The sequence below is a fragment of the Engelhardtia mirabilis genome, assembly GCF_007748095.1.
Taxonomy (GTDB): Bacteria; Planctomycetota; UBA1135; order UBA1135.
The window spans coordinates 2,628,793-2,649,845 of the sequence record NZ_CP036287.1 but is presented as its reverse complement, the minus strand read 5'-3'; the positions used below and the strand labels follow the sequence as shown (position 1 = coordinate 2,649,845).

The window sequence follows — 21,053 nt, the reverse complement described above, 5'->3', positions numbered from 1 at the left end:
ATGACCTGCCCGGGATCAGCGGGCAAAGTGTCGCCATGCGCCCCACCGCCTTCATCGCTGCGATCCTCACCTGTGTGGCCCCCGGCGACGACGAGCGCCAGATCCACACCAACCGCCCCGACCCGCGCGATCTGTCCCTGCCCTCCCAGGACGACGCCTTCAGCTTCGTCGTCTTCGGCGACCGCACCGGTGGCCCGGCCGAGGGTGTCGAGGTGCTGGCCGATGCGGTGCGCGACACCAACCTGCTGGGGCCCGACCTGGTGATGACCGTCGGCGACCTGGTCGAGGGCTACAACGACGTGGAGCCCTGGATGACGCAGATGCGCGAGTTCCGCGGGATCATGGACGGGCTCGCGATGCCCTGGTTCCCGGTGGCCGGCAACCACGACATCTACTTCCGCGGCGACGATCGCCCCGCCCAGGAGCACGAGGGCGACTACGAGCTGCACTTCGGACCCCTGTGGTACGCCTTCGAGCACAAGGGCTCTTGGTTCGTGGTGCTCTACAGCGACGAGGCGAACCCCGAGACCGGCGAGCGCAATTTCAACAAGGCCGAGTGCCAACGGATCAGCCCCGAGCAGCTCGATTGGCTCGAGGCCACCCTCGAGCGCGCGACCGGCGCCGAGCACGTCTTCGTCTTCCTGCACCACCCGCGCTGGATCGGCCGCAACTACGGCGACGACTGGCGGCGGGTCCACGAGCGCCTGGTCGCGGCGGGCAACGTCAGCGCGGTGTTCGGCGGGCACATTCACGAGATGCGTTACGACCCCCTGGACGGGATCGAGTACTTCGCCCTGGCCACGGTCGGCGGGCACCAGCCGGGCCTGGCGCCGCGCGCGGGCTTCCTGCACCAGTACCACGTGGTGACGGTGCGCTCGTCGGGCATCGACGTGACCGCCTATGCTGTCGGCGACGCCCTGGATCCGCGCGCGATCACCGGTGACGTCAACGCCGACATCTACGCCCTCGAAGCGGGCCTGGTGCCGCGCTTCGCGGACCTGCCCGCGATCGGCGCCGACGGGGGTGCGGCCGGAGTCGTCGAGGTCGCCCTCTCCAACCCGGGTACGCGTCCGATCGAGCTCGAGCTGACGCTGGAGTCGGGCGATCGGGACTGGGTCTTCGTGCCGGACCACGAGCACGCCACGCTCGGCGCCGGCGAGACGCGCAGCTTCCGATTGGGCGCGTCGCGCTACGCGACCGGCTTCGGCCGCAACCTGGAGTTGCCCGAGCTGGTGCTGCGGAGCGACTACCTGGCCGAGTCCGCCCGGCTGCCCCTGCCCGAGCGCCGCACGGTGGTGCCGCTGGACGGCGAGCTGCCGGCGATCAGTGCGGACGACGCCGCTGGCGCGCTGACATTGGACGGCGGCTACGCACGGGTGCCGGCCGAGGACCTGGACCTGCCGGATGGGCCCTTCACGCTCGAGTGTTGGGTCCGTGGGGAGCGCTTCGCGGCTCGCCAGGGCATCGTCACCAAGACCGAGAACAGCGAGTACGGGATCTTCGCCAGCGGCGGCACCCCGTCCTTCACGGTCCACCTGGGGGGCAGCTACACCGATGCCACGGCCGACGACGTCGTGCTCGCCACGGACCGCTGGCAGCACCTGGCAGGCGTCTTCGACGGTCGAGAGGTGCGGCTCTACGTGGACGGGAAGCTCGTCGCCCAGGCAGCGGCGAGCGGGTCGCGCACCCCCAACGACCTGCCCCTGGTCGTCGGTGGCGACGTCGATCGCAATGGCAACGGAACCTCCCTGCTCGCCGGACAAGTCGACGAGGTGCGCCTGTCCCTCGGCGCGCGCTACGGGGTGGACACCTTTGCGCCCGAGCGGCGGCACGCGGTTGACGACCGAGCCCTCTTGCTGCTCCACGCCGATCGGCAGTTCGGGCCCTGGATCGCCGACGCGAGCGGGCGCGGCGCCCATGGGGTCCTGGTCGGCGGCGCCGGAGTGAGGCCGCCGAGGGCCGAGTCGGACGCGGCGAGCTCGGGCGAGTAGGTGCCGACCTGCGCCAAGCGCCTCGCCAAGCTCGGCGAAGGCACCGCAGGCGCCTCCAGACGGCCCATGGCGCAGGAGTTTTCTTTTGATGGGCGGGGGATTTCGGCCGGGCCGCCTTGTGGAAGTCCTGGACAGGTGCTGCCATGTGGGGTCGTCCCGCAAGCGGGAAAACCCTTCAACCTGGCCCCCTGGCGAGGCCCGGACCGCGTCCACGCGGCGCCGTCCCCTCCGCCCGTCCCTCCCCCATGCGCTCGAAGAACGCCCTCCTCTCCCTCGCAGCCAGCCTGGTCCTCGGCTCCACGGCCCTGGCCGATGGTGCGACCCTCTCCCTCGACTTCGCCCAGTACGAGCCCGACCAGGAGATCCTGCTGACCCTGACCGGCGAGCCCGGTGACGTGGCGCACCTGTTGGCCTCCAACGGCGCGGCCACGGTGGTCCTGCCCGGCCTTGCGACCCTCGGCGTCGACCTCGGTGCGGGTCTGCAGATCCTGAACCTCGGCTACATCCCCGCCTCGGGCGTGCTGACGGCGACCTGCGACCTCAGTTGCGGCAGCCCCCTGCTCGAGGCGCCCTGCTTCCTGCAGGTGGTGACCATCGACCCCGCTGACGCCGGCCTCTGCGTCACCGAAGTGGTCGTGCTCTCCGGCGCGGCGTCCGACTGCGGCCTGTGCCCCGCGGACCCCCAGCCGGACGCGGCCCTGACGGCCTCCGACCGCGACTTCGGTCTGCGTCTGGCGGGCCTCGGCGCCCTGGAGAACTTCCGCTTCGCCGGCGGCGGTGAGTTCGCCGAATTCGGCGACGGCAGCGCGAGCGTGACGGGCATCCTCGTCGCCGTCGACGACGCCGACTGCAAGCTGTACCTCGACCTCGACCTCGAGCTGCGCGTCAACCCCCTCGACGCCTCCTACCCCCCGGCGGGCAGCCCGGTCCAGGACCTGTTCCCCGGTGCCTACGAGCAGAACGGCGGTCCGATCGACACCGACCTGTGGCACTACTACATCGTCACCCGCGGCACCGCCGAGGGTCTGGGCGGCGATTGCTTGGGCGCGCGCCTCGACTTCTTCCCCGGCGCAACCCCGGCCCAGGTCGGGCAGGGCGCGAACGGCCTGAACGGCGGCTACGGCCTGTCGGCGGACCTCGCCTGGCGCGTCGACACCCAGCCGACGACGGGCACCACCCTGGGCGCCGAAGGCATGGGTGACATCGCCATCGACGTGGGCACCTGCCCCATGGGCGACGACGGCCCGATCTGCGTGACCTACGCCGAGGCGGGCGGTCAGTACTGCACCAGCGGCGACCACGCCGTGTGGTTCGCAGAGCTCGGTGCCTACTGGCGCTTCGTCGGCGGCACCGGCGACCTGTTCGAGGCGCCCGACGGCACCGCGACCCTCTCGGGCGAGATCTACAACACCCAGTCGCCGAACCAGCGCTTCTGCGTCGACGTGTTCCTGAGCGGCCTGGTCGAGCCGGGCGACGCCAACTACCCCCCGGCGGGTAGCCCCAAGCTGGGCCTGTGCGACAACCTCTACGCGAGCCACGGCGGCCCGGTCGACCCGAGCACGTTCCACTACTACACCGAGACCACCGGCGTCCTGATCGGCAAGGGCGACTTCGACTGCGCCGTGGTGGCGATCGAGCGCAAGGGCCCCTCGTTCCAGATCGGGGTCGGCGCCAACGTCAAGAACGCCAACTATGGCCTCTCGGGTTGGTTCGACATGACGGTGCTCGAGCAGCCCTGCAACGGGCCGCACATCTCCGACAAGAACGGCGACTTCAACGTCGACATCGTCTCCTGCCCGACCCAGGTCCCCAACTCCCTCGATCCGATCTCACACTGGGACTTCGAGGACCAGGCCGGCGACAAGGTCGTGGACCGCGCCGGGAACATGAACCTGTGGCTGGACGAGGGTCACGAGCACCTGAACTGGGTCGTCGACGGCCACGGCCGCGGCATCGAGTTCGACCAGGACGCGAGCGGCGACGCCTGCATTCGCACCAGCTCGACCGGCGACGCCACTTGGATGCGCGAGGCGATCCAGAGCAGTGGTGAGTTCACGGTGCAGGTCGCCTTCCAGCTCGACGGTCAGGCCCACAGCTACGCGCGCCTGGTCAGCTTCTCGTCGGGCACGGCCCTCGCGGACCGCAACTTCTCGTTGCACGCCTTCCCCAACGGCAGCCCCAGCATGGACACCGAGTACCGACTGGTCAGCTCGAGCGGGGTGCACCACCCGAAGATCGGCCTGTCGAACAGCTTCAAACTCGGCGACCTGATCGTCTTGGCCATGTGCTACGACGGCGAAGGCGTGCTGCGCGCGTCCGTCGACGGGGTCAAGATCGCCTCGTGGAACGTGGGCGGCGACCTCTCGGTCTGGACCGACCGCATGTTCCAGATCGGCAACGAGTCCACCGAGAACCGCGCCTTCGCGGGGGTGATCTACGACGTGAAGATCTGGAACCGCCCACTGTCCGACGCCGAGCTGCAGGCGGAGTCCGCGGGCCTGCACGCGGGCGCCTGAGCGGCGCTGCGACCCGAAGCCGACGGCTCGCTCCCTCCGCGGGGGCGGGCCGTCGCCCGTTCGGGTCAGTCCAGCTCGCGCGGGCCCGGGTCGCCGCGGTAGAAGGCGACCGTCGGCGTGCGGCCGAAGCGCGCCGCGTAGCGCTGCTCGAGGGCGGCGCGCAGGTCGTCCTCGGCCCCGGCCCGCAGCAACACCACCGTGCAGCCGCCGAAGCCCGCGCCGGTCAGTCGCGAGCCCAGCACGCCGTCGACCGAAGCCGCGGCGTCCACCAGGCAATCGAGCTCGTCGGTAGAGACCTCATACTGCTCGCGCAGGGACTCGTGGCTGGCGAGCATCGCGGAGCCGAAGGCCGCCACGTCCCCGCGCACCAGGGCGTCGCGCGCCTCGAATGTCCGCGCCACCTCGCCGGCCACGTGCAGCGCACGGCGCCCGACCGCAGGCTCGAGCTCGGACAGGTGCGCTCGCACCACGCCCAGGGGCACGTCCCGCAGGCAGGTGGCGGCAGGTACATGGAGGCGCAGGAGCTCGAACGCCTCGGCGCACTGGGCCACGCGCTCGTTGAAGGCCCCCTGGGCCAGTTCTCGGCGCACCAACGAATCGGCCACCGCGACCGTGACCTGCGTGGCGTCCAGGGGCACGTGATCCACCGAGCGATCCTTGCAGTCGAGCCACAGGAGGTGTCCCGGGCGGCTGTGGGCGACGGCGTAGGGATCCATGATCCCGCACTGCACGCCGACGAAACCGCGCTCGGCCGCCAGGGCGAGCTCGACACCTTCGTCCGGCTCCAGCTCGCCCCCAGCCGCTGCGGTCAAGGCGTGGGCGGTTCCCACGCAGATCGAGGCCGACGAGGACAGGCCCGCGCCGATGGGCAGGTCGCCGCCGAACAGCACGTCCAAGCCCGGCAGCTCCCCGGGCCGTGTGAGCACCGCTCGCAACACGCCCAGCGGGTAGTCGAACCAACGCCCGCTGGGCGCGTCGGGCAGGGCGTCCAAGGACCACTCCACCTCCCCCTCCTCCACCGTAGAGGCCATCCGGACGCGTCGATCGGTCCGCCGGCGCACGGCGACCCACGTGCCGCGATCGACGGCCATCGGCATCACCGGGCCGCCGTTGTAGTCCAAGTGCGCCCCCATCAGGTTGGCGCGTCCCGGGGCGAAATGGGCCCGCGGAGCACCCGGACCGAAGCGCTCGGCGAAGGCGATTCGCAGCGCCTCGGACCGCTCGCTGTCGATCGGGGGTCGGGGGAAGCTCAGAGTCATCGGGGGGGGCCTAGTCTAGCCCCCGGTTCGGTCGCCACGCCGCCCCGATCACCGCGGTCGGCTCCGACGCCGGGGTTACTCCCTGGTGACAGCGTGCCCTGGCCTCGCTCCCGTCCCGGGGCTATCGTGCCCACATGCGTCTTCGCCGATTCGGGACCGCGGCCCTGTTGCTCGCCGCTTGCGCGACCCTGGGCTCCTGCGCCAGCGTCTCGTTCACCCGTGACACCCAGACGTCGGGCAGCTTCACTTCCAGCGGGACGGCCTTGACGCTCTTCGCCTACGACTTCCCGAAGCGCGCCATCGACATCGCCCGCGAGAACGCGAGCGACTCGCGCCAGCCCAACATGATCATCGAGAGCGAGTGGGTCTTCCCCAATCTCGGTCCGGTCGATTGGCTTCTGGACCTGATCGGGATCAGGTACGCGCGCGTGACGGGAACCTGGGGATTCGTCCCGACGGACGAATCAGGCGCAGCCGCCAGGTGAAGATCCAGCCCAGGATCTTCACGCCTGCACCGATGGTGCCCGTGATCGTCCCGGTGATCTTGCTGCGACCAGTGCGCGGCCGGTAGCGCACCGGCACCTCGAGCACCGTGAGCTTGGCCGTGTGCGCCTTGAGCTGCATCTCCACGGTCCAACCGAAGTCCCGGTCGGTCATCGAGAGGTGTCGGAGGGCATCGACGCGGATCGCTCGCATGGGGCCGAGGTCCGTGTAGCGCGCGCCGAAGAAAAGGCGCATCAGACCGCAGGCCAGGCGGTTGCCGAACCAGGCCTGGGGCAGGAGCGCCGCCATGTCCGCGCCGCCGAGCACGCGCGAGCCGATCGCGAAGTCGGCCCGGCCGGAGAGCACGGGCGCGAGCACCACCGCCAGGTCGGCGGGGAAGTCCGAGTGGTCCGCGTCGCAGAAGACGATCACGTCGTCCGCTCCGAGGGGCGTGAATCGAGCTACGCCCTCGAAGGCGTCACCCGGCACCGACCCGCCGTCGGTCGAATCCTCCGCGGTGGCGAGCTCGTCAACCTCGAGCAGTCTCGCCAAGCCCGCCTGACAAGCCTGGCCATAGCCCTTGCGCGGCTCGGAGACCACCTCGGCTCCACCTTCCCTCGCCACCTGCGCCGTGCGATCGGTGGAGCCGTTGTCGACCACGACCACCCGATCGAGCAGATCCCGAGGCAACTCGGCCAGAACCAGCGGTAGAGCCTGTTCCTCGTCGAGCGCGGGAATCACCAAGCCCACACGCCGTCTGCGCCCGCTCGTCATTCGCCGAGTATAGTCCGCCATCTGCTGGCCCCCAGGGGGGCCTCACATGACCATCGAGATCGTCCCCGCATCACCCGGTCGCGACCCGCGCGTGCGCGAGCTGCTCGACCACGCCTTCGAGCGCGCCGACCAGGAGTCGCGCCTGGTGGCCCGGCTCGAGGCGGAGCACCCGGCCTTCGACCCGGAGCTGGCCCTGCTGGCTCTCGACGGCGGTCGACCGCTGGGTTGGGCCCTGTTCCTGCCGCGCCAACTGCGGCTGCGCGGCAGCTGGGTGACGATGGCCGTGTCCTCCCCCTTCGTGGTGCGAGCCGAGGCGCGCGGCAGCGGCGTGGGCCGCGCCCTGCTCGAGCGCGGCCGCGAGCTGTGCCTGGCCCGTGGCGTGCGCGGCGCGGTGGTGTTGGGCGGGCGCGCGTTCTTCGGCCGCCAGGGCTACGCGCCGGCCTTTCGCTTGCACGCCGTGCAGGTGCGGACCGAGGACCTGCCCGCGCCCAGCGCCGAAGGCTGGCGCTCCCTGGCCGCCCAGGACCTGAACTGGCTCCCGGGCCTGCTCGAGCGCAGCTACCGCGGCGCACCCGGCTACGAGCGCCGCGCCCCCGCGGCCCTCGACTGGGAGAGCGCGATCCCCACCGGCCACTGCCACGTCCTCGAGCGCGACGGCTTGCCGGTGGCCCAACTGCGCTTTCGGACCGACGGGTCGTTCAACGTGCGCGAATGCGCCGCGGCCGACGCCGACGCGGTCGAATCCCTGCTGCGCTACCTGCGGTTCCAGGCCGAGGCGCACAACGCAGGCGGGCTCGACGTGCATGTCCCGCCGCCCCACCCGGTCGCCCGCGCCCTGTTCCACCGCGGCGCCCTCGCCTGCTCGAGCGCCTTCGGCGACGAGGCCCAGTTGGGCGTCTTCGACTGGGCGGGCCTGGTGCGAGACACGGCCGACTCCTGGTCGAGCGGTCTGCGCAGCGCGGACGGGGGCCCCCTCTCGATCGCGGTCGACGGCCAGGAGCTGCGCGTCGCGATCGGGGCCGAGGGCCTGGAGGTCAGCACCGGACGCGAACCGGGAAGCCACCTGCACGTCCCCAACGGTTGGGGCGGCTCCCTCGTCACGGGTCACCGCAGCGAACGCGACCTCGCCGACAACCCCGAGGTCCTGGCCCGCTCCGAGCTCGACCATCGGGGCTGGGCTCGGGTGCGCGCCCTGTTCGCGCCGGCGGAGCCCTGCTGGCCCTACGCGCCGATCTTCGAGATCGCGGACACCTGAGCGTCGCTTGCGGTGACTTGCCGCGCTACTGCTCGCGCTTGACGAGCATCCAGCCGAAGGTCGTCGGCGTGGGACCGATCACGACCCCCGGCTCGACGTCGAAGATGCCCGACAGCGCCGGGCTCATGCTGGGTTGGCGGCGGTAGATCCAACCCAGGTCCCCGGCCCGACCGCGGCCGTCAGCGAAGTCGTCGTTGTACTCGCTCGCGAGCGCCGCGAAGTCCTCGCCCGCCTCGATACGAGCGGCCAGGGCCTCGGCCAACTGCAGGGTCGCGGTCGAGTCTCGGTTCCCGGTCGGGATCGCGAGCGGCGTGTCCGATTGGATCAGCACGATCGCACGCACCCGCGCCCAGTTGCGCTCGCGCAGGCTCTCGTTCAGCTCCTGGGTGGGTACCCGTTTGATCAGGTGCAGGCCCAGGGGCGATTCGATCGGGCCTACGACCTCGCCGACCTCGGCCTCGAAGGTCGCCAACTTGAGCAGCCGGTCCACCGGACCGCGCTCGAAGATCCCGAGGGCGCCGCCGCGCGCGGCGGTGATCGGGTCCTGCGAGACCTCGGTTGCCAACTCGGCGAAGTCCTCTCCGGCCTCGACCCGCTCTTGAACCCGCGCCATGGCTGCGCGCGCATCGGGACCGTTGCCGCGAATCAGGATGCCCCGTGCGGCGGCCCAGCGCTCCACGCGTTGGACCACGTGGATTCCTGTCGGCGTCTGCAGCGGCTGGCTGATCTCGCCGAGCTCCGCGCTGAACAGGAACTCGTCGATGCGCGGGTCGAGCACGCCCTTGGGGAAGGTGCCCATGACCCCGCCGCGGCCGGCGTTGGGTGCCGCGGAGTACTGCAGCGCGAGCTGCGCGAAGTCCGCCCCGCCGATCAGCTGCTCACGCAGTTGGCCGGCCAGCTCGAGGGTCTCCTCGAGGCTCCTGCGGACACTGGCCGGCGCGCCGAGGCTGCCCTTGTAGACGAGCTGCAGGTGTCGCAGGGACAGGGCTTCGGGCGGCTCGTCGGTCTGGATGATCGGGTCGACCAGCAGCGACTCCGAGGGGTCGAAGGTCCCCGGCCGGGCACCGGGCGACGGACGCTGGGATTCCTGGGAAACGCCGGCCGTCGAAGACTGCGGGGCCATCCCGGAGGGCGCGTGCGGCAAGGCGGCGCCGCCGGCCAGTTGGACCAGGGCGGCGATGAGGAGCTGTGCGGAGGTGAGCATGGGAGTCGGAAGCGTCGTCCGCGGGGCAGGCTACGGGCGATGCGGGCCGGGGGTTGGGCCCGTCAGGAGACGGTCATCGAAGGTCGACGCGCAGCAGCAGGGGCTGGGGACCGTCCACTTCGAACTCCTCCAGCACGGCCCGCAGCGAGCCGCGCGAGACCTCGACACGGTAGCGTCCGGGGGCCACGCGACCGAAGTCCAGGACCCCGTCGGTCCCAGCCACGCCGCGGCCGTCGACCACGCCGCGGAACAGGCTCTCGGCCACGCGCTGGCGCTCGGCGGGGTTGGAGCCGACCCGCTCCACCCGGCCCACGGCACCGGGCGCCGGTGCGCCGTCCACCAGGGCCCGCACGCGCAGCTCGGTCCCGCGGGTCACCACGATCTCGATCCGGCCCGTGGGCTCGGGCCCGACCGTGACGTTCTCGAGGCGCGCCGGCGCGAGGTCGGCGACCTCGGCCACCAGGTCGACCAGGCCCGCCGCGAGACCCGAGAGGGTGAACCGCCCCTGGGCGTCGGTCTCGGTCACGCGCAGGTCGAAGCTGCCGTCGCCGCGCGGCACCACGGTCACGTCCGCGCCCGGCACCGGCGCGCCGTACTCGTCGACGACCCAGCCCTCGAGGCTCGCGCCCGCGTCCAGCTCGATCCGCAGGCCGCTCTCGGTCCGGCCGTCACCGAGCTCGACGACGAGCGGCTCGCTCGGAGCAAAGCTGCCGCTGGGGCGGGTCCATCGCGACGGCCGTGCGACCAGGGTCCAGGTGCCCGGCTCCAGGTCGTCGAAGGCGAAGGCCCCCTCCGCGTCGGTGTAGTCGTTCTCGTCACTGGACTGGCGCGCGAGGAGTCCGCCCAAGAGGCCCTGCCCTTGGCTCGAGCGCTCGCGACGCGCGGTGACTTCGAAGCGCTCGAGCGGATCGCCCGTGCGGGCGTCGACCACCTTGCCCTCGATGCGGCCCGAGGGCAGGTCCACGTCGAGGCGCACCTCGGGCAGCTCCGGCACCTCGACCTCGAGCGCGGACTCGTTGCGCCCGGATTGATAGAGGAAGCGGTAGGTCCCCGGCGCGAGCCCCGGGAACTCGTAGGCGCCGTCGGCGCCGACGCGGGTGATCTTGACGTCGAGCCCGAGCAGGTTGTCGCCGTCGAAGTCGAAGGCCAAGAGCCCCCCACCGCTGACCGCTTGACCGCCGCCACGCACGACCCCGTAGACCCGCGTCGCGGCGGCGGAACGATCGACCAGGTCGAGCCGCACGGTTCCCTCGGTCGGCACGGTGACCAGGTCGAAGCCGAGGGAGCTCAGGAAGCTCATGGGGTCGAGGGCCTCGTCGCCACGGGTCAGGGCCACGAAGTAGGACCCGGCCACGACGTTGTCCATGCGGTAGTCGCCACCAGCGTCGGTGGTGCTCTGGTACACGCCGGTGCGCCCGCCACTGCCGCGATTGGGGGCGCGCGCGGCGAGCACTACGGCGCCGGGCACCGGGCCGCCGCGCAGGTCGGTGACGCGGCCTTCGATCGTGCTACCCAGCCGCAACTCGAGCGTGAGGTCCGGGGCCTCCTCGCCCTCGACCAACACCACCAGCTCCGCGGAGGACGGGGCGTGGTCGCGGTGCACGGCCGTCACCTCGACCGTGCCCGGCGCCAGGCCCGTGAGCTCGAAGCGCCCGGCCGCGTCGGTCAGGTCGGACCCGCTCGCGAAGACACCCAAGCCCGTCGCAATGTCCACCGGCGCTCGGCGCCGCAGCTCGTCGAGGAACTCGAGCGGCGTGTCCTCGAGTGCCTCGCGGCGCGGACCGCTCAAGGCGCGACCTCGATCGTCGAAGGGCACCACCACGGCGCCCCCCACCGGCTGGCCCTGGGCGTCGACGACCGTGCCGGTCAGGGACAGGCCCGGCTTCAACTTGACGATCACGCCCTTGAGGGTCTCGCCCTCGACGATGGCCAGGTCGCTGATGCGCTCGGCGCGGTAGCCCTCCGCGCTGACCACGATCGAGCGCGGACCCGGGAGCAGGCCGTCGAGACGGAAGCGCCCCTCGGGGTGCTCGACCTCGGCGCCGCCGCTGAATGGGTTCAAGGGACTCGGCGCGTCGAAGGCCTCTTCCACCCGCAGGCTGGACTCGATCGTGAAGCTGGTCACCGGCTTCGCGCGCTCGGAGTCGATCACGATGCCCTCGACCGCGCCGCCGCGGGTCAGCACGATCTCGACCTCGCCCGCCTCGCGTGCGGGATCCCAGCGGTAGCGCTCCCAGCCGAAGCCGGTCGCGAGCAACCACAGCTCGTAGGCAGGTCGGCCCGCGAATGGACCGGCCTCGAAGCGCCCGTCCGCGTCGGTGGTCGGGAACAGGAACTCGTCCAGCGCCTGGTAGAGGAAGGGCGCGAAGCTGAAGTCCAGGTCCAGGCTGCGCCAATCGACCATGTCCCAGCGCAGGCGGACGTCCGGGATCGGTTGGCCCGCGGTGTCGACCACCCGACCGCGCAGGATCGGGCCCGTTCCGAGGCGCAACTCGCCCACGTCGGCGCTGCCGCCGGGGGCCACGGCGACGCCCGCACGGTGCAGGGGCAAGTGTCCAGGCGCCCAGGCGACGACGTCGACCTCGCCGGGCGGCACGCCGCCGAGGGTGAAGCTGCCGTCGGCGCCGGTCTTGGACGCCGTACGCTCGAGCACGGACGCGACGAAGGTCAGATCGCGCAGGCCCCGCGGCACCGCGCCGACCAGGGCGCCGGCGATGGGCAGGGCCAGCTCGCTGCCCTCCTCCGATTCGCCGACGACGACGCCACGAACCTTGCCGCCCTCGCGCGCGCGCAGCTCGACCTCGGTGGTCTCCCCCGCGCGCACGCTGATGTCGAGCGTGTGCGAAAGGGCCATCTGCGCGCCCCAACCGGACAGGTCGTAACCCGCACCCGGCGGCACGCCGACCAACTGGAAACGACCCGAGCGATCCGTGCGCCCTTGCACCAGGGTCGCATCGCCGCGGCGCAGCGCGTCGACGATGGAAGTGATGCCCTGGTAGATGGCCACCTCCGCGCCGGGCACGGGTCGCCCGTCGCCATCGAGCACCACGCCGGCCACCGCGCCGCCCGCGCGCACGGGGACCTCGACCGGCCCACCGGCGCCGGAGGGCACCACCCGCGCCGTCACCGGCGCCAGGGGCACGTGGAAGTCCCCGTGGGCGTTCAGGAAGTAGCGTCCGCGGCGCACACCGGCGAAGGCGAAGCCGCCGTCCGACGACGAGACCGTGGTCGCGATGGGCGCAGTGCGGCGTTGGATGTCGCCGCGGAAGGAGCCCAACTGCAGGAAGCGCGAGACTTCGACACCCACCAGGGGCGGCAGGGCCAGGAGGTCAACGGTGACGCCGCCAATGCCCTGACCTGTGTCCACGTCGACCACGCGCCCTTCGAGCACGCCGTCCCCGGCCAGGCGCACACCGGGCGAGGCCCCCACCCGCAGGCTCGCGGACTCGATCGGCGAAGTGCCCAGCCCGGAGTCGGGGCCGCCTTGCAGGGACCCCAAGGCCGTGCTCGAGCCCACCTGGGGCAGGGCCGGACCGAGGTCGGTCGCCGCTTCCGAGCCCGCCGTCGGCCGCAGCCACAGGTAGAGGGCGATCAACACCGCGAGCAGGGCGACGGAAGCGATGGCCAGACCGCCCGCGGTACGCCCGGCGCGGAAAGGTGTCGGTCGGGAGCGGGGGGAGTTGGGCAGGGGACTTCGCACGGGGGAGCTATTGGACCCGGACCGGGGTTCATGCGCGGGTCGAGGTCCGTGATTCGAGCCAGGCCAGGGTCTCGTCCAGAACTCGGTCGAAGGGTCGCGGCGACCAGCCCAGCTCGGACCGGGCACGCGACGCGTCGAAGCGGTAGTGCTGACCCAACAGGCGCAGCCCCTGGGGCGCCAAGAGGTCGAGGGGATGCAGGCGGTCGATGACGGTGGCCGCACTCACGACGGCCGACCACAGGGCGGAGGGGAGCGTCCCCGAGGGCCCGCGCTTGCCGACCCGCGCGGCGCCCTCGCCGAAGAGCCGACGCAGGCTCCAGTTGCTCTCGCAGAGTAGGTAGCGGTGCCCGGGCCGACCGTTCTGGGCCGCCGCCAGGATGCCGTCGGCCACGTCGGCCACGCCGACGACCGACAGCCCCCCGGGCGGCACCAGGGGCGGCGCGCCGCGGCGCCGGACCTGGTCCAGGAAGCGCGTGGTGTTCGAGTCGATCGAACCGGGACCGAAGATCGCGCCCGGATCGACGACCACGGCACGGGCCGCGCATGCCAACTCGTCGGCGCGGCGCTTGGTCCGCACGTAGTCGACGACCTCGAGGGCCGGGTCCCAGGTTGCCTCTTCGTCCAGCAGCGCGCGCCCGTCGGAGGACACGCCCACCGCGACCACCGAGCCCACGTGCACGACGCGCTCGAAGGCGGCCTCGGCGGCGGCGGCCAGCAGCGCGCGGGTGCCTTCGACGTTGACCCGCTCCTGCAGGGCACCGTCGCCGCGGCGGTAGCTGATCACGGCGCCCGCGTGGACGCACAGGGCCGCCCGCCCCGCCGCCGCGGACGCGACCACGGCCGCGCGAATCGAGGCGGGATCCGACAGGTCACCCAGATGCCAGGTGACGCCGTACTGGGCCAGGTGCGCGCGCTCGGAGCTGGCACGGGCCAGGGCGTGCACAGCGAAGCCGGCGCGGTGCAGGCGCGGTACGAGCTGCCCGCCGACGAAGCCGGTGGCGCCGGTGACGAAGGCGACTCTCATCGGGGCGCCGTTGCCCCTGTCGGTGGACCCGGGAGCCACACGCGCGCGACCGTCCCGCCGCGGCCATCGTCCGCAGCCGCGTGCAGGTCGATCGTCCCGCCGGCTTCTTCGACTGCGCGCTTGGAGATGGCCAGGCCCAGGCCGGTGCCCTCGCTGCGGGTCGTGAAGTAGGGCTCGAACAGGTGCTCGAGAACCGCCGGGTCGAGGCCCACGCCGGTGTCGCGCAGCTCGAGCACCACGCCGCTGCCCTCGTGGGTGATCGTGGCCTCCAGGTCGCCTCCCTCGCCCATGGCGAAGAGTGCGTTGGAGACGAGGTTCGTCAGCACCCGGCGCAGCTTGCCCGGATCGGCGTGGACCAGCCCCCGGCCCTCGACAGCGACCGCGACGCGGTGCTCCTCGGCCCAAGCGCGGTGCAGGGCGAGGACCTCGTCGACCAGAACGCGCAGCTCGACCGTCTCGGGCCGCGCGCGGCGGCCGCCGGTGAACTCGTAGAAGTCGGTGGCGATCTCGCGCAGCTCAGCCACTTGGCGCCGCATCATCGCCATGGTGCGCTCGAGGATCTCGTCCGCTTGGGGCGAGTTCTCGGCGCGCGCCCGCTCGAGTAGATCGAGGGAAAGCTGGATCGGCGTCAAGGGGTTCTTGATGTCGTGGGCGATCTGCCGCGCCATCTCGCGCCAGGCCGCGTCCTTCTCGGCCTTGACCAGCTTGCGCCGCTGCTCGGCGAGCTGCCCGGTCATGCGGTTGAAGGCCGCCGCGAGGCGCCCGACCTCGTCGGCGCTGGCGATGTCGATGCGCGCGTCCAGGTCGCCGCCAGCCACGCGGCGGGTGTGGGCCTCGAGGGCCAGGATTGGCGCCGTCATGCGCCGCGCGACGAACATCACGAGCAGGACCGCAGCGAGCAGCAGGAACACCGTGCCGCGAAACAGCTCGTCGCGCAGGCTGCTCGTGGCGGCATAGATGTCGGCATTGTCGATGCCGACGCCCACGATCCAGCCGAAGCCGCCCGCTTCCGGGCCGTCGGTGTGGCAGAAGGCCGCGTTCTTCTCGACCCCCTCGAAGGTGTACTCGCGGTACAGGCCCGAGTCGGCGGACAGGGCGTCGTCGCGCATCTGACCAAGGCCCATGGAGGAGACCTTCACGCCGTAGAGGTCGCGCTCCTTGTGGGCCAGGATCGTGTCGCCGTCCGAGGCCCAGATCCAGCCGTAGGGCGAGGGCACCTGGCTCGAGGCGACCAGTCCGCGGAAGGTCTCCTGGATCACCGGCGTCGAGACCAGGTCCTGGAAGGCGCTCCAGTCCACCAACGCGACGAGGACGCCGAGCCGCACGTCGTCCTGCAGGTAGTCGCCCACCGAGCTCGCGAGTCCGATGTGGTAGCCCTCGGCCTCGGGCGCTCCGCCGGCTGCGCCGTCGGGAAAGAGCCAGGGGGAGACGTGCTGGTCGACCTGGGCCGTGCCCCGCTGCAGGGCCTCGTCGAACCAGCCCTCCGCGGACCAGTCGTGGTCGAACAACCTCGAGAGCAGCGCCCGCTCCAAGGGGCGGCCCTCGTGGTCGCGCGAGTTGCAGACGACCAGCTCCCCCTGGGAGTCGACCAACAGCAGCAGGGCGTAGTGCTCCCGCTCGCGCACGTAGTTGTCGAAGCTGCGGACCTGGGCCGACCGGAACAGGCTGTAGGTGAAGAAATCCCCGTCGGTGCGCGCGAACTCCAGGGTGGCCTCCGGCCCCCAACCGTCGAGCAGGCCGGTGGTGCCCGACTGGAGCGCGTCGCGCCCATCGGTGTGCTCCTTCACGGCCCAGGCTGCGATCGGTTCGGCGGCCCACAGCCGCACGTCCTGCTGGCGATCCTCCAGCTCGGCATCCACCTGGTCGGCCAGGTCCGCGGCCAGGCCCTTGAGGGTCTGGCGCACCAGCTCGAGCATCAGCGTGTCGGCCACGCGATGCTCGATGAAGAAGGCGAACCCGGCGAAGGGCAGGGCCACCGTGGCGAGCACCGCCACCAGCAGCTTGGTCGATATGCTGCCGAACACGGGCCCGATCCTACGCCACCGGGCGTCGTCGATCGCGCACCGATCCCCGACGCCGTGCCCGCTTCCGAACCCCATCCCCTCGCCGACTGCGGCCCGCCGCGCCGGATCCTGATCGTGCGCCTTTCGGCTCTGGGGGACGTGGTCTGCGCCCTGCCGCTCTACCACGGCTTGCGCGCCCGCTGGCCCGAGGCCGAGCTGGCCTGGGCGGTGCAGACCGAGCACGCACCCCTGGTCGCGGGTCTGGCCGGGATCGCGCGCGTGTGCAGCTTCGAGCGTCGCGGCGGGATTGGGGCCTGGAGGCGCCTCGCGCGGCAGCTGCGGGACTTCGCGCCGGACCTTACGGTCGACGTCCAGGGCAACCTCAAGAGCGCCGCGACGACCCTCTCGAGCCGCGCGCCCCTGCGAGTGGGCCTGCACCCCGACGACTGGCGCGAATCCATGGGCAGCCGCTCGCTGACCCACCACGCCCCGCGGGCTGCGGGTCCCCACGTGGTCGACCGCGGCCTGGCGCTGTCGCGCTGGCTCACGGGGCGAGAGGCGCCACCGCGCTTCGATCCGGAGCTGTCCGCGCCGGAGCGGCACGCGGGTCGCGAGCGCCTGCGGGGACTGCTGGGCGACGAACCGGCCCCGGTGGCGATCCAGCTCGGCGCCCCGGGGGACCCGCGCAGCTGGACGCTGCGCGGCTACGCCGAGTGCGCCGGGCTGTTGAGCGCCGCGGGGCGAGCGGTGCTGGTCCTGGCCGGACCCGTGGAAGGCGAGGCCCTGGCGGTCCTCTCCGCAGCCCTCTCAGGGACGGGTGAGACCCGCGCCGGTCGATTCGCCACCGTGCTGGAACGCGGCGGCGGGCGCGAGACCGCGGCGTTGCTCGCCGCCGTCGCCGAGCGGGGCGGAGACTTCGTGGGCACCGACTCCGGCCCGAGCCACCTGGCCGCTGCCGTCGGCCTTCCGGTGACGCTCATCGCCGGCCCCCAGGACCCGGCGCGCACGGGTCCCTACCCGCCCAGCGGCGGCCACCACCGGGTCGTGCTGTCGCACCCCGCGCCCCCCTGCCGCCCCTGCATCAAACGCCGCTGCGAACACGAAGAGGGCCCCGTATGCACCGCTGGCATTCGTGCCGAGCAGGTGATCGAGGCCCTCTCGCGCAGGCGGGGATGAACCCCACCGGCGGCGCGTGTCGATCTGGATCAGTTGTCTCCCAGCGCCTTCAGCCTGGTCGCCACGTCGCGGTACGTCGGCCAGAAGAGGTTGATGCGTCGCAGGTAGTCGAGCTGGTCTTCGGTGCTCTCGGCCTCGTTGGCCAGCTGGTACAGACGACCCGCGAGTTCGACGTTCTGCTGCAGCGAGTCGCGACGGGCGATCGCGTCGTCGTAGAAGCCTTCGGCCTCTTCGAGCAGTTCGTCGTAGGCGGCGATGGCCGGCAGGACCGCGTAGTCGCTCTCCAACTCCCGGGCTTCCTGGTAGAGGTGACGCAGCTTGGCCTCGACGACCTCCTTGCGCTTGGCCTCCACCGCGTCGGCCTGCACGGTGGTGATCGCCGCGGCGCGCTCGACCCGCACCAGGGCCAGGTCGAACTTGTCGAGGATCAGCGCGCGGTCGGCCTCGTCGAGGAAGTCGAGCACTTGGATCTCGACCGTGGTTCGCTCGAGTCCCCCGTCGGCGTCGGGCAGGTCGTCGACGATCAGCTTGGCCAGTCGGTACTCGTTGCGCGCGGCGCGGAACAGGAGCTGACGCTCGAACTCCTCCGCGATCCGCATGCGCTCCTCGGCCAAGAGGCTCGCGGCCTCGCTGCGACGGTCCACGTGGCGCGGGTCGTCGCTGTACTTGAGGGCCGCGTCGAGGTTCTGGACGGCCTCGGCGGCGCGGTACTCGCGCAGGGCCCGCACACCCTTGCGGTAGTACGCGTCACCCAGCCCCTCGCGGTGGTTCGCTCGCAGCAGCACCCGCTCGGTGCCGATGCGGGCCGAAGGCGAGTCGGGGTCGATGCGGTCCGCCTCGGCGAAGTCGGCGTAGGCCGACTCGAAGTCGCCGGTGGCCTCGGCGTCGCGCGCGTGCTCGCGCAGATACTCCGCCTGCTGGGCCACGCTCTTGGTGCGCCACAGGGCAATCTCGCTCTGCCCCGGCCACAGGGCCTCGGCCTGCTCGAGCAGCTCGATCGAGTCGGCGTAGCGCCCCTCGAAGTTCGCCCGGCGGGCCCGGTCGAGCAGGATCGCCACCTGCGCCCGGGTCAGGTCGGCCTGGGTCGCCTGGTCGTCCGGAGCGTCCGCAGCGCGCTCCTGGGCCAGGGCCAGGGCTCCGTTGTAGTCCGCCTGGTTGATCAGGTAGGAGACCGTGACCTCCTTCCTCGGCTGGCTGGCGCAGGCGGTCGCCAGGGCCAGGGCGGCCAGGCCGGTGGCCAGACCGGTGGAACGGAGGAGCAAGGCGGGACGGGAGATCGAGCGTCGGGTCACGGGAGGTCTCTCGGGCCGATTCGGCGGTGTGAAGGCCGGCCGTGGGGCCGACGGGGGAATGGTACGACGACAGTGGCCCCTTCTTCCCCCCTCCCGTGGAGGGTCTGGGCCGACGGGGCCCGGGAGCCTCCCGACGGGCCGCTCAGGTCCGGATCGAGCCGAACAGAACCAGGCCCAGACTGCCGAAGAACAGGGGCGGCAGGGCACTGGCCAGGAGCGGGTCGAGGTGACCCTGCAGGCCCAGGTTCAAGGTCACGAAGTCCGCGGCGAAGTAGACGACGCAGAGCAGGAAGCCGGCCACCAGGCCCTCGGTCCCCCGCCCCCGCTCGAACTGCATCAGGAAGGGCAGCCCCACCAGTAGCAGCACCAGGTTGGCCAGGGGGAAGGTGACCAGGTAGTTCATCAGGGTCTGGTACTGGACGTTGTCGGGATCCCGGCGGGACAGGCTCCGGGCCTCCCGGAGCGAAAGCTCGAGGGCGTTCCCGCGCCCCTTCCAGGCGCTCCACACGTCGCGCGGGCTGAACTCGAGCTGGCCGTCGAGCTGCACCAGGGGGGTGCGGATACGGTCCTCGTCGCTGACGCGCTCCTGGTAGCCACCCTCGAGTTCCCAGTGCCCCACCCGGTGGTCGCCGATCCAGCGCCCGCGCTCGGCGACGAAGTGGAACCAGTTGCCGTCGATGAAGCGGATCGCGTCCAGGTCGTGGAAGACCGACGGCTCCACGCCCCGCGGGTCGACCCCGATCCCGGGTCGGAAGGACCCCAGCTGGATCATCTCGCCCTGCACGTCCTTGACCCGCATGGTCTCGATCTCGACCTCGGCCAGGTGCTTGTCGAGGGAGTAGCGCAGGGCGTCGCGCTCGAAGCCGATGGACTCCGTGGCCACCTCGCGCAGGCCGGCCATGAAGACCGCGATCAACGCGGCGGACACGAACAGCGGCAGGAGCAGGCGACGCACGCTCATGCCGGCGCTCAGGGCCGCGATCACCTCGCGCGCCTTCTGCAGCTTGGCGACGGTGAACAGCGCGGCCATGAGGGTCACGAAGGGCGCGACCGACAGGTAGAGGAACGGTACGTGGAGCGTGTAGTAGCGCGCCACCGCCAGGATCCCCGGCGAGGTGCCCTGGTCGTTGGGGCGCAGGTAGTCGTCCAGGTTGCTGGCCAGGTCGACGACCAGGTACAGGCCGACGATCATCATCAGGGCCACGAGGTAGGCCGAGAGGAACAGCTTGGCCACGTAGCGGTCGAGGATCCCGAACAGGGCCAGTCTGCGGCGCGGCATCTTCATCGCCGCACCAACTTCCAGGTCAGCACCAGGCCGATCGCGGCCCCGAGGATGTTGGTGGTCCAGGCCGCGAGCGCAGGCGGGACGGTGCCCGCCAGGGCCAGGGAGCTGCCCAGCCGCAAGCTCAGGATGTAGTAGGTGAAGGCATAGATCGCCGCGGCCCCCATGCCGACCAGTTGATTGCCACTGCGCAGCCACAGACCGGTCGGGATGCCGACCAGCAGGAACACCAGGTAGGTGGCGCCCACCGCCATCCGCCGCTGGATCTCGAAGCGGTACTCGAGCTCACGCTCGGGATCCAGTTCGCCCTCGGCGAGGGCCGCGCGCATCGCGGAACTTGTCTGGTGCTTGGCCCGGGTCGGGTCCTTGAGGCGCGGGGTGATCAGGTCCGAGAGCTTGATCTGCACCGCGGGGGCCGCGTTGCTCAGCATCTCGTCGCGCTTGACCGTGCGCGCTTGGATCAGTTGGACGAACAGCTCGTCCTCGGAGATCGACAGCTCCGCGCGCTCCGCCACCAGCACCAGGTTCTCCTTGCCGTCGTCGCGCGGAACGTGGATCTGCACGTCGACGAAGGCGTCGCCGTCGCGACTGACGGCGCCCAGGTAGAAGGGCCCCAGGTCCAACTCCGAGCGGCCCGGTGCGAGGTTGCGGAAGGCCTCCAGGAGTGCGTTCCCGCGGAAGTTGCCCTGCTCCAGCTTCCACACCGGCGACACGTCCGCGAGCAGCGCGTGGGTCCCGAAGCCCAGGATCACCGCCAGGATCGCCCCGGGGATCAGGGTCCGGAAGGGGTGGATCCCCGACATGGAGATCGCCACCCACTCGCGGTCGGCGGCCAGCCGGCCGAAGGTGCTCACGATGCCCAGCAGGAAGCCCAGGGACACCAGGTAGGGCGCGAGCTCGACCCCCACCAGGGGGATGTAGGTCAGCACCGCCTGGAGCGAGACGCCTCCGAGGCGCTGGACCGCCGAGACCGCGATCCCGGGGAAGACCACGAACGCCAGGGCCCCCACCGCGAATGCCGTCGAAACGGTCAGCTGACGCAGGATGTAGAGCAGCAGCGTCACGGCGCGGAGGGTAACTTGCGCGGCGTGGGG

14 protein-coding genes are annotated in these 21,053 nt (G+C 71.8%); 5 read left to right on the top strand and 9 right to left on the bottom strand.

The genetic code is table 11. The features are described 5' to 3' along the window. The first annotated feature begins 35 nt into the window (after nt 1-35). Nucleotides 36-1,991 carry a LamG-like jellyroll fold domain-containing protein gene (locus Pla133_RS09690; RefSeq protein ID WP_145064714.1) on the top strand — a complete coding sequence of 652 codons (1,956 nt, stop codon included), beginning with the start codon at nt 36-38 and terminating at the stop codon, nt 1,989-1,991. A gap of 245 nt (nt 1,992-2,236) precedes the next feature. Continuing rightward, entirely contained in the window at nt 2,237-4,507 is a 2,271-nt protein-coding gene (locus tag Pla133_RS09685; protein ID WP_145064713.1) for a LamG-like jellyroll fold domain-containing protein, read from the top strand. A 65-nt stretch (nt 4,508-4,572) separates the two neighbouring features. Here Pla133_RS09685 and galK read toward each other — a convergent pair whose 3' ends face one another. Beyond that, nucleotides 4,573-5,766: a galactokinase gene (gene galK / locus Pla133_RS09680; protein ID WP_145064712.1), complete on the bottom strand. Its 1,194-nt coding sequence runs from the start codon at nt 5,764-5,766 to the stop codon at nt 4,573-4,575. A 134-nt stretch (nt 5,767-5,900) separates the two neighbouring features. Here galK and Pla133_RS09675 point away from each other — a divergent pair, with 134 nt between their 5' ends. Next, nucleotides 5,901-6,251: a hypothetical protein gene (locus Pla133_RS09675; protein ID WP_145064711.1), complete on the top strand. Its 351-nt coding sequence runs from the start codon at nt 5,901-5,903 to the stop codon at nt 6,249-6,251. Here the strand turns inward: Pla133_RS09675 and Pla133_RS09670 are convergent. Then, nucleotides 6,181-7,023, bottom strand: coding sequence for a glycosyltransferase family 2 protein (locus tag Pla133_RS09670; protein ID WP_145064710.1), 843 nt, complete (start codon nt 7,021-7,023; stop codon nt 6,181-6,183). The genes Pla133_RS09675 and Pla133_RS09670 overlap by 71 nt on opposite strands. Nucleotides 7,024-7,069: 46 nt before the next feature. On the opposite strand from Pla133_RS09670, the gene Pla133_RS09665 reads away from it, so the two are divergent. After that, nucleotides 7,070-8,278, top strand: coding sequence for a GNAT family N-acetyltransferase (locus tag Pla133_RS09665; protein WP_145064709.1), 1,209 nt, complete (start codon nt 7,070-7,072; stop codon nt 8,276-8,278). A 25-nt stretch (nt 8,279-8,303) separates the two neighbouring features. Here the strand turns inward: Pla133_RS09665 and Pla133_RS09660 are convergent, their stop codons facing one another. From Pla133_RS09660 to Pla133_RS09645, 4 genes are all read right to left on the bottom strand, one after another. Continuing rightward, nucleotides 8,304-9,482: a peptidylprolyl isomerase gene (locus Pla133_RS09660; RefSeq protein ID WP_145064708.1), complete on the bottom strand. Its 1,179-nt coding sequence runs from the start codon at nt 9,480-9,482 to the stop codon at nt 8,304-8,306. 73 nt (nt 9,483-9,555) lie between these two features. Next, nucleotides 9,556-13,182, bottom strand: coding sequence for a carboxypeptidase regulatory-like domain-containing protein (locus Pla133_RS09655; protein ID WP_419192303.1), 3,627 nt, complete (start codon nt 13,180-13,182; stop codon nt 9,556-9,558). 28 nt (nt 13,183-13,210) lie between these two features. Continuing rightward, entirely contained in the window at nt 13,211-14,206 is a 996-nt protein-coding gene (locus Pla133_RS09650) for an NAD-dependent epimerase/dehydratase family protein (RefSeq protein ID WP_145064706.1), read from the bottom strand. Continuing rightward, nucleotides 14,203-16,230 (bottom strand): ATP-binding protein, encoded by a 2,028-nt coding sequence (locus Pla133_RS09645; RefSeq protein ID WP_419192302.1) that lies wholly within the window; start codon nt 16,228-16,230, stop codon nt 14,203-14,205. The genes Pla133_RS09650 and Pla133_RS09645 overlap by 4 nt, the downstream gene beginning before the upstream one ends. A gap of 54 nt (nt 16,231-16,284) precedes the next feature. On the opposite strand from Pla133_RS09645, the gene Pla133_RS09640 reads away from it, so the two are divergent. Next, complete coding sequence (locus Pla133_RS09640) at nt 16,285-17,385, top strand: glycosyltransferase family 9 protein (protein ID WP_145064704.1); 1,101 nt, start codon at nt 16,285-16,287, stop codon at nt 17,383-17,385. 29 nt (nt 17,386-17,414) lie between these two features. On the opposite strand, the gene Pla133_RS09635 is transcribed toward Pla133_RS09640, so the two are convergent. From Pla133_RS09635 to Pla133_RS09625, 3 genes are all read right to left on the bottom strand, one after another. Then, a complete protein-coding gene (locus Pla133_RS09635) occupies nt 17,415-18,677 on the bottom strand; it encodes a tetratricopeptide repeat protein (RefSeq protein ID WP_419195440.1) in 1,263 nt (420 codons plus the stop codon). A 142-nt stretch (nt 18,678-18,819) separates the two neighbouring features. Beyond that, nucleotides 18,820-19,962, bottom strand: coding sequence for an LptF/LptG family permease (locus Pla133_RS09630; protein WP_145064702.1), 1,143 nt, complete (start codon nt 19,960-19,962; stop codon nt 18,820-18,822). Beyond that, on the bottom strand, nt 19,959-21,023 hold the full coding sequence (locus Pla133_RS09625; RefSeq protein WP_419192301.1) for an LptF/LptG family permease: 1,065 nt from the start codon (nt 21,021-21,023) through the stop codon (nt 19,959-19,961). Before Pla133_RS09625 ends, Pla133_RS09630 begins: the two co-directional genes overlap by 4 nt. Between the last annotated feature and the right edge of the window lie 30 nt (nt 21,024-21,053).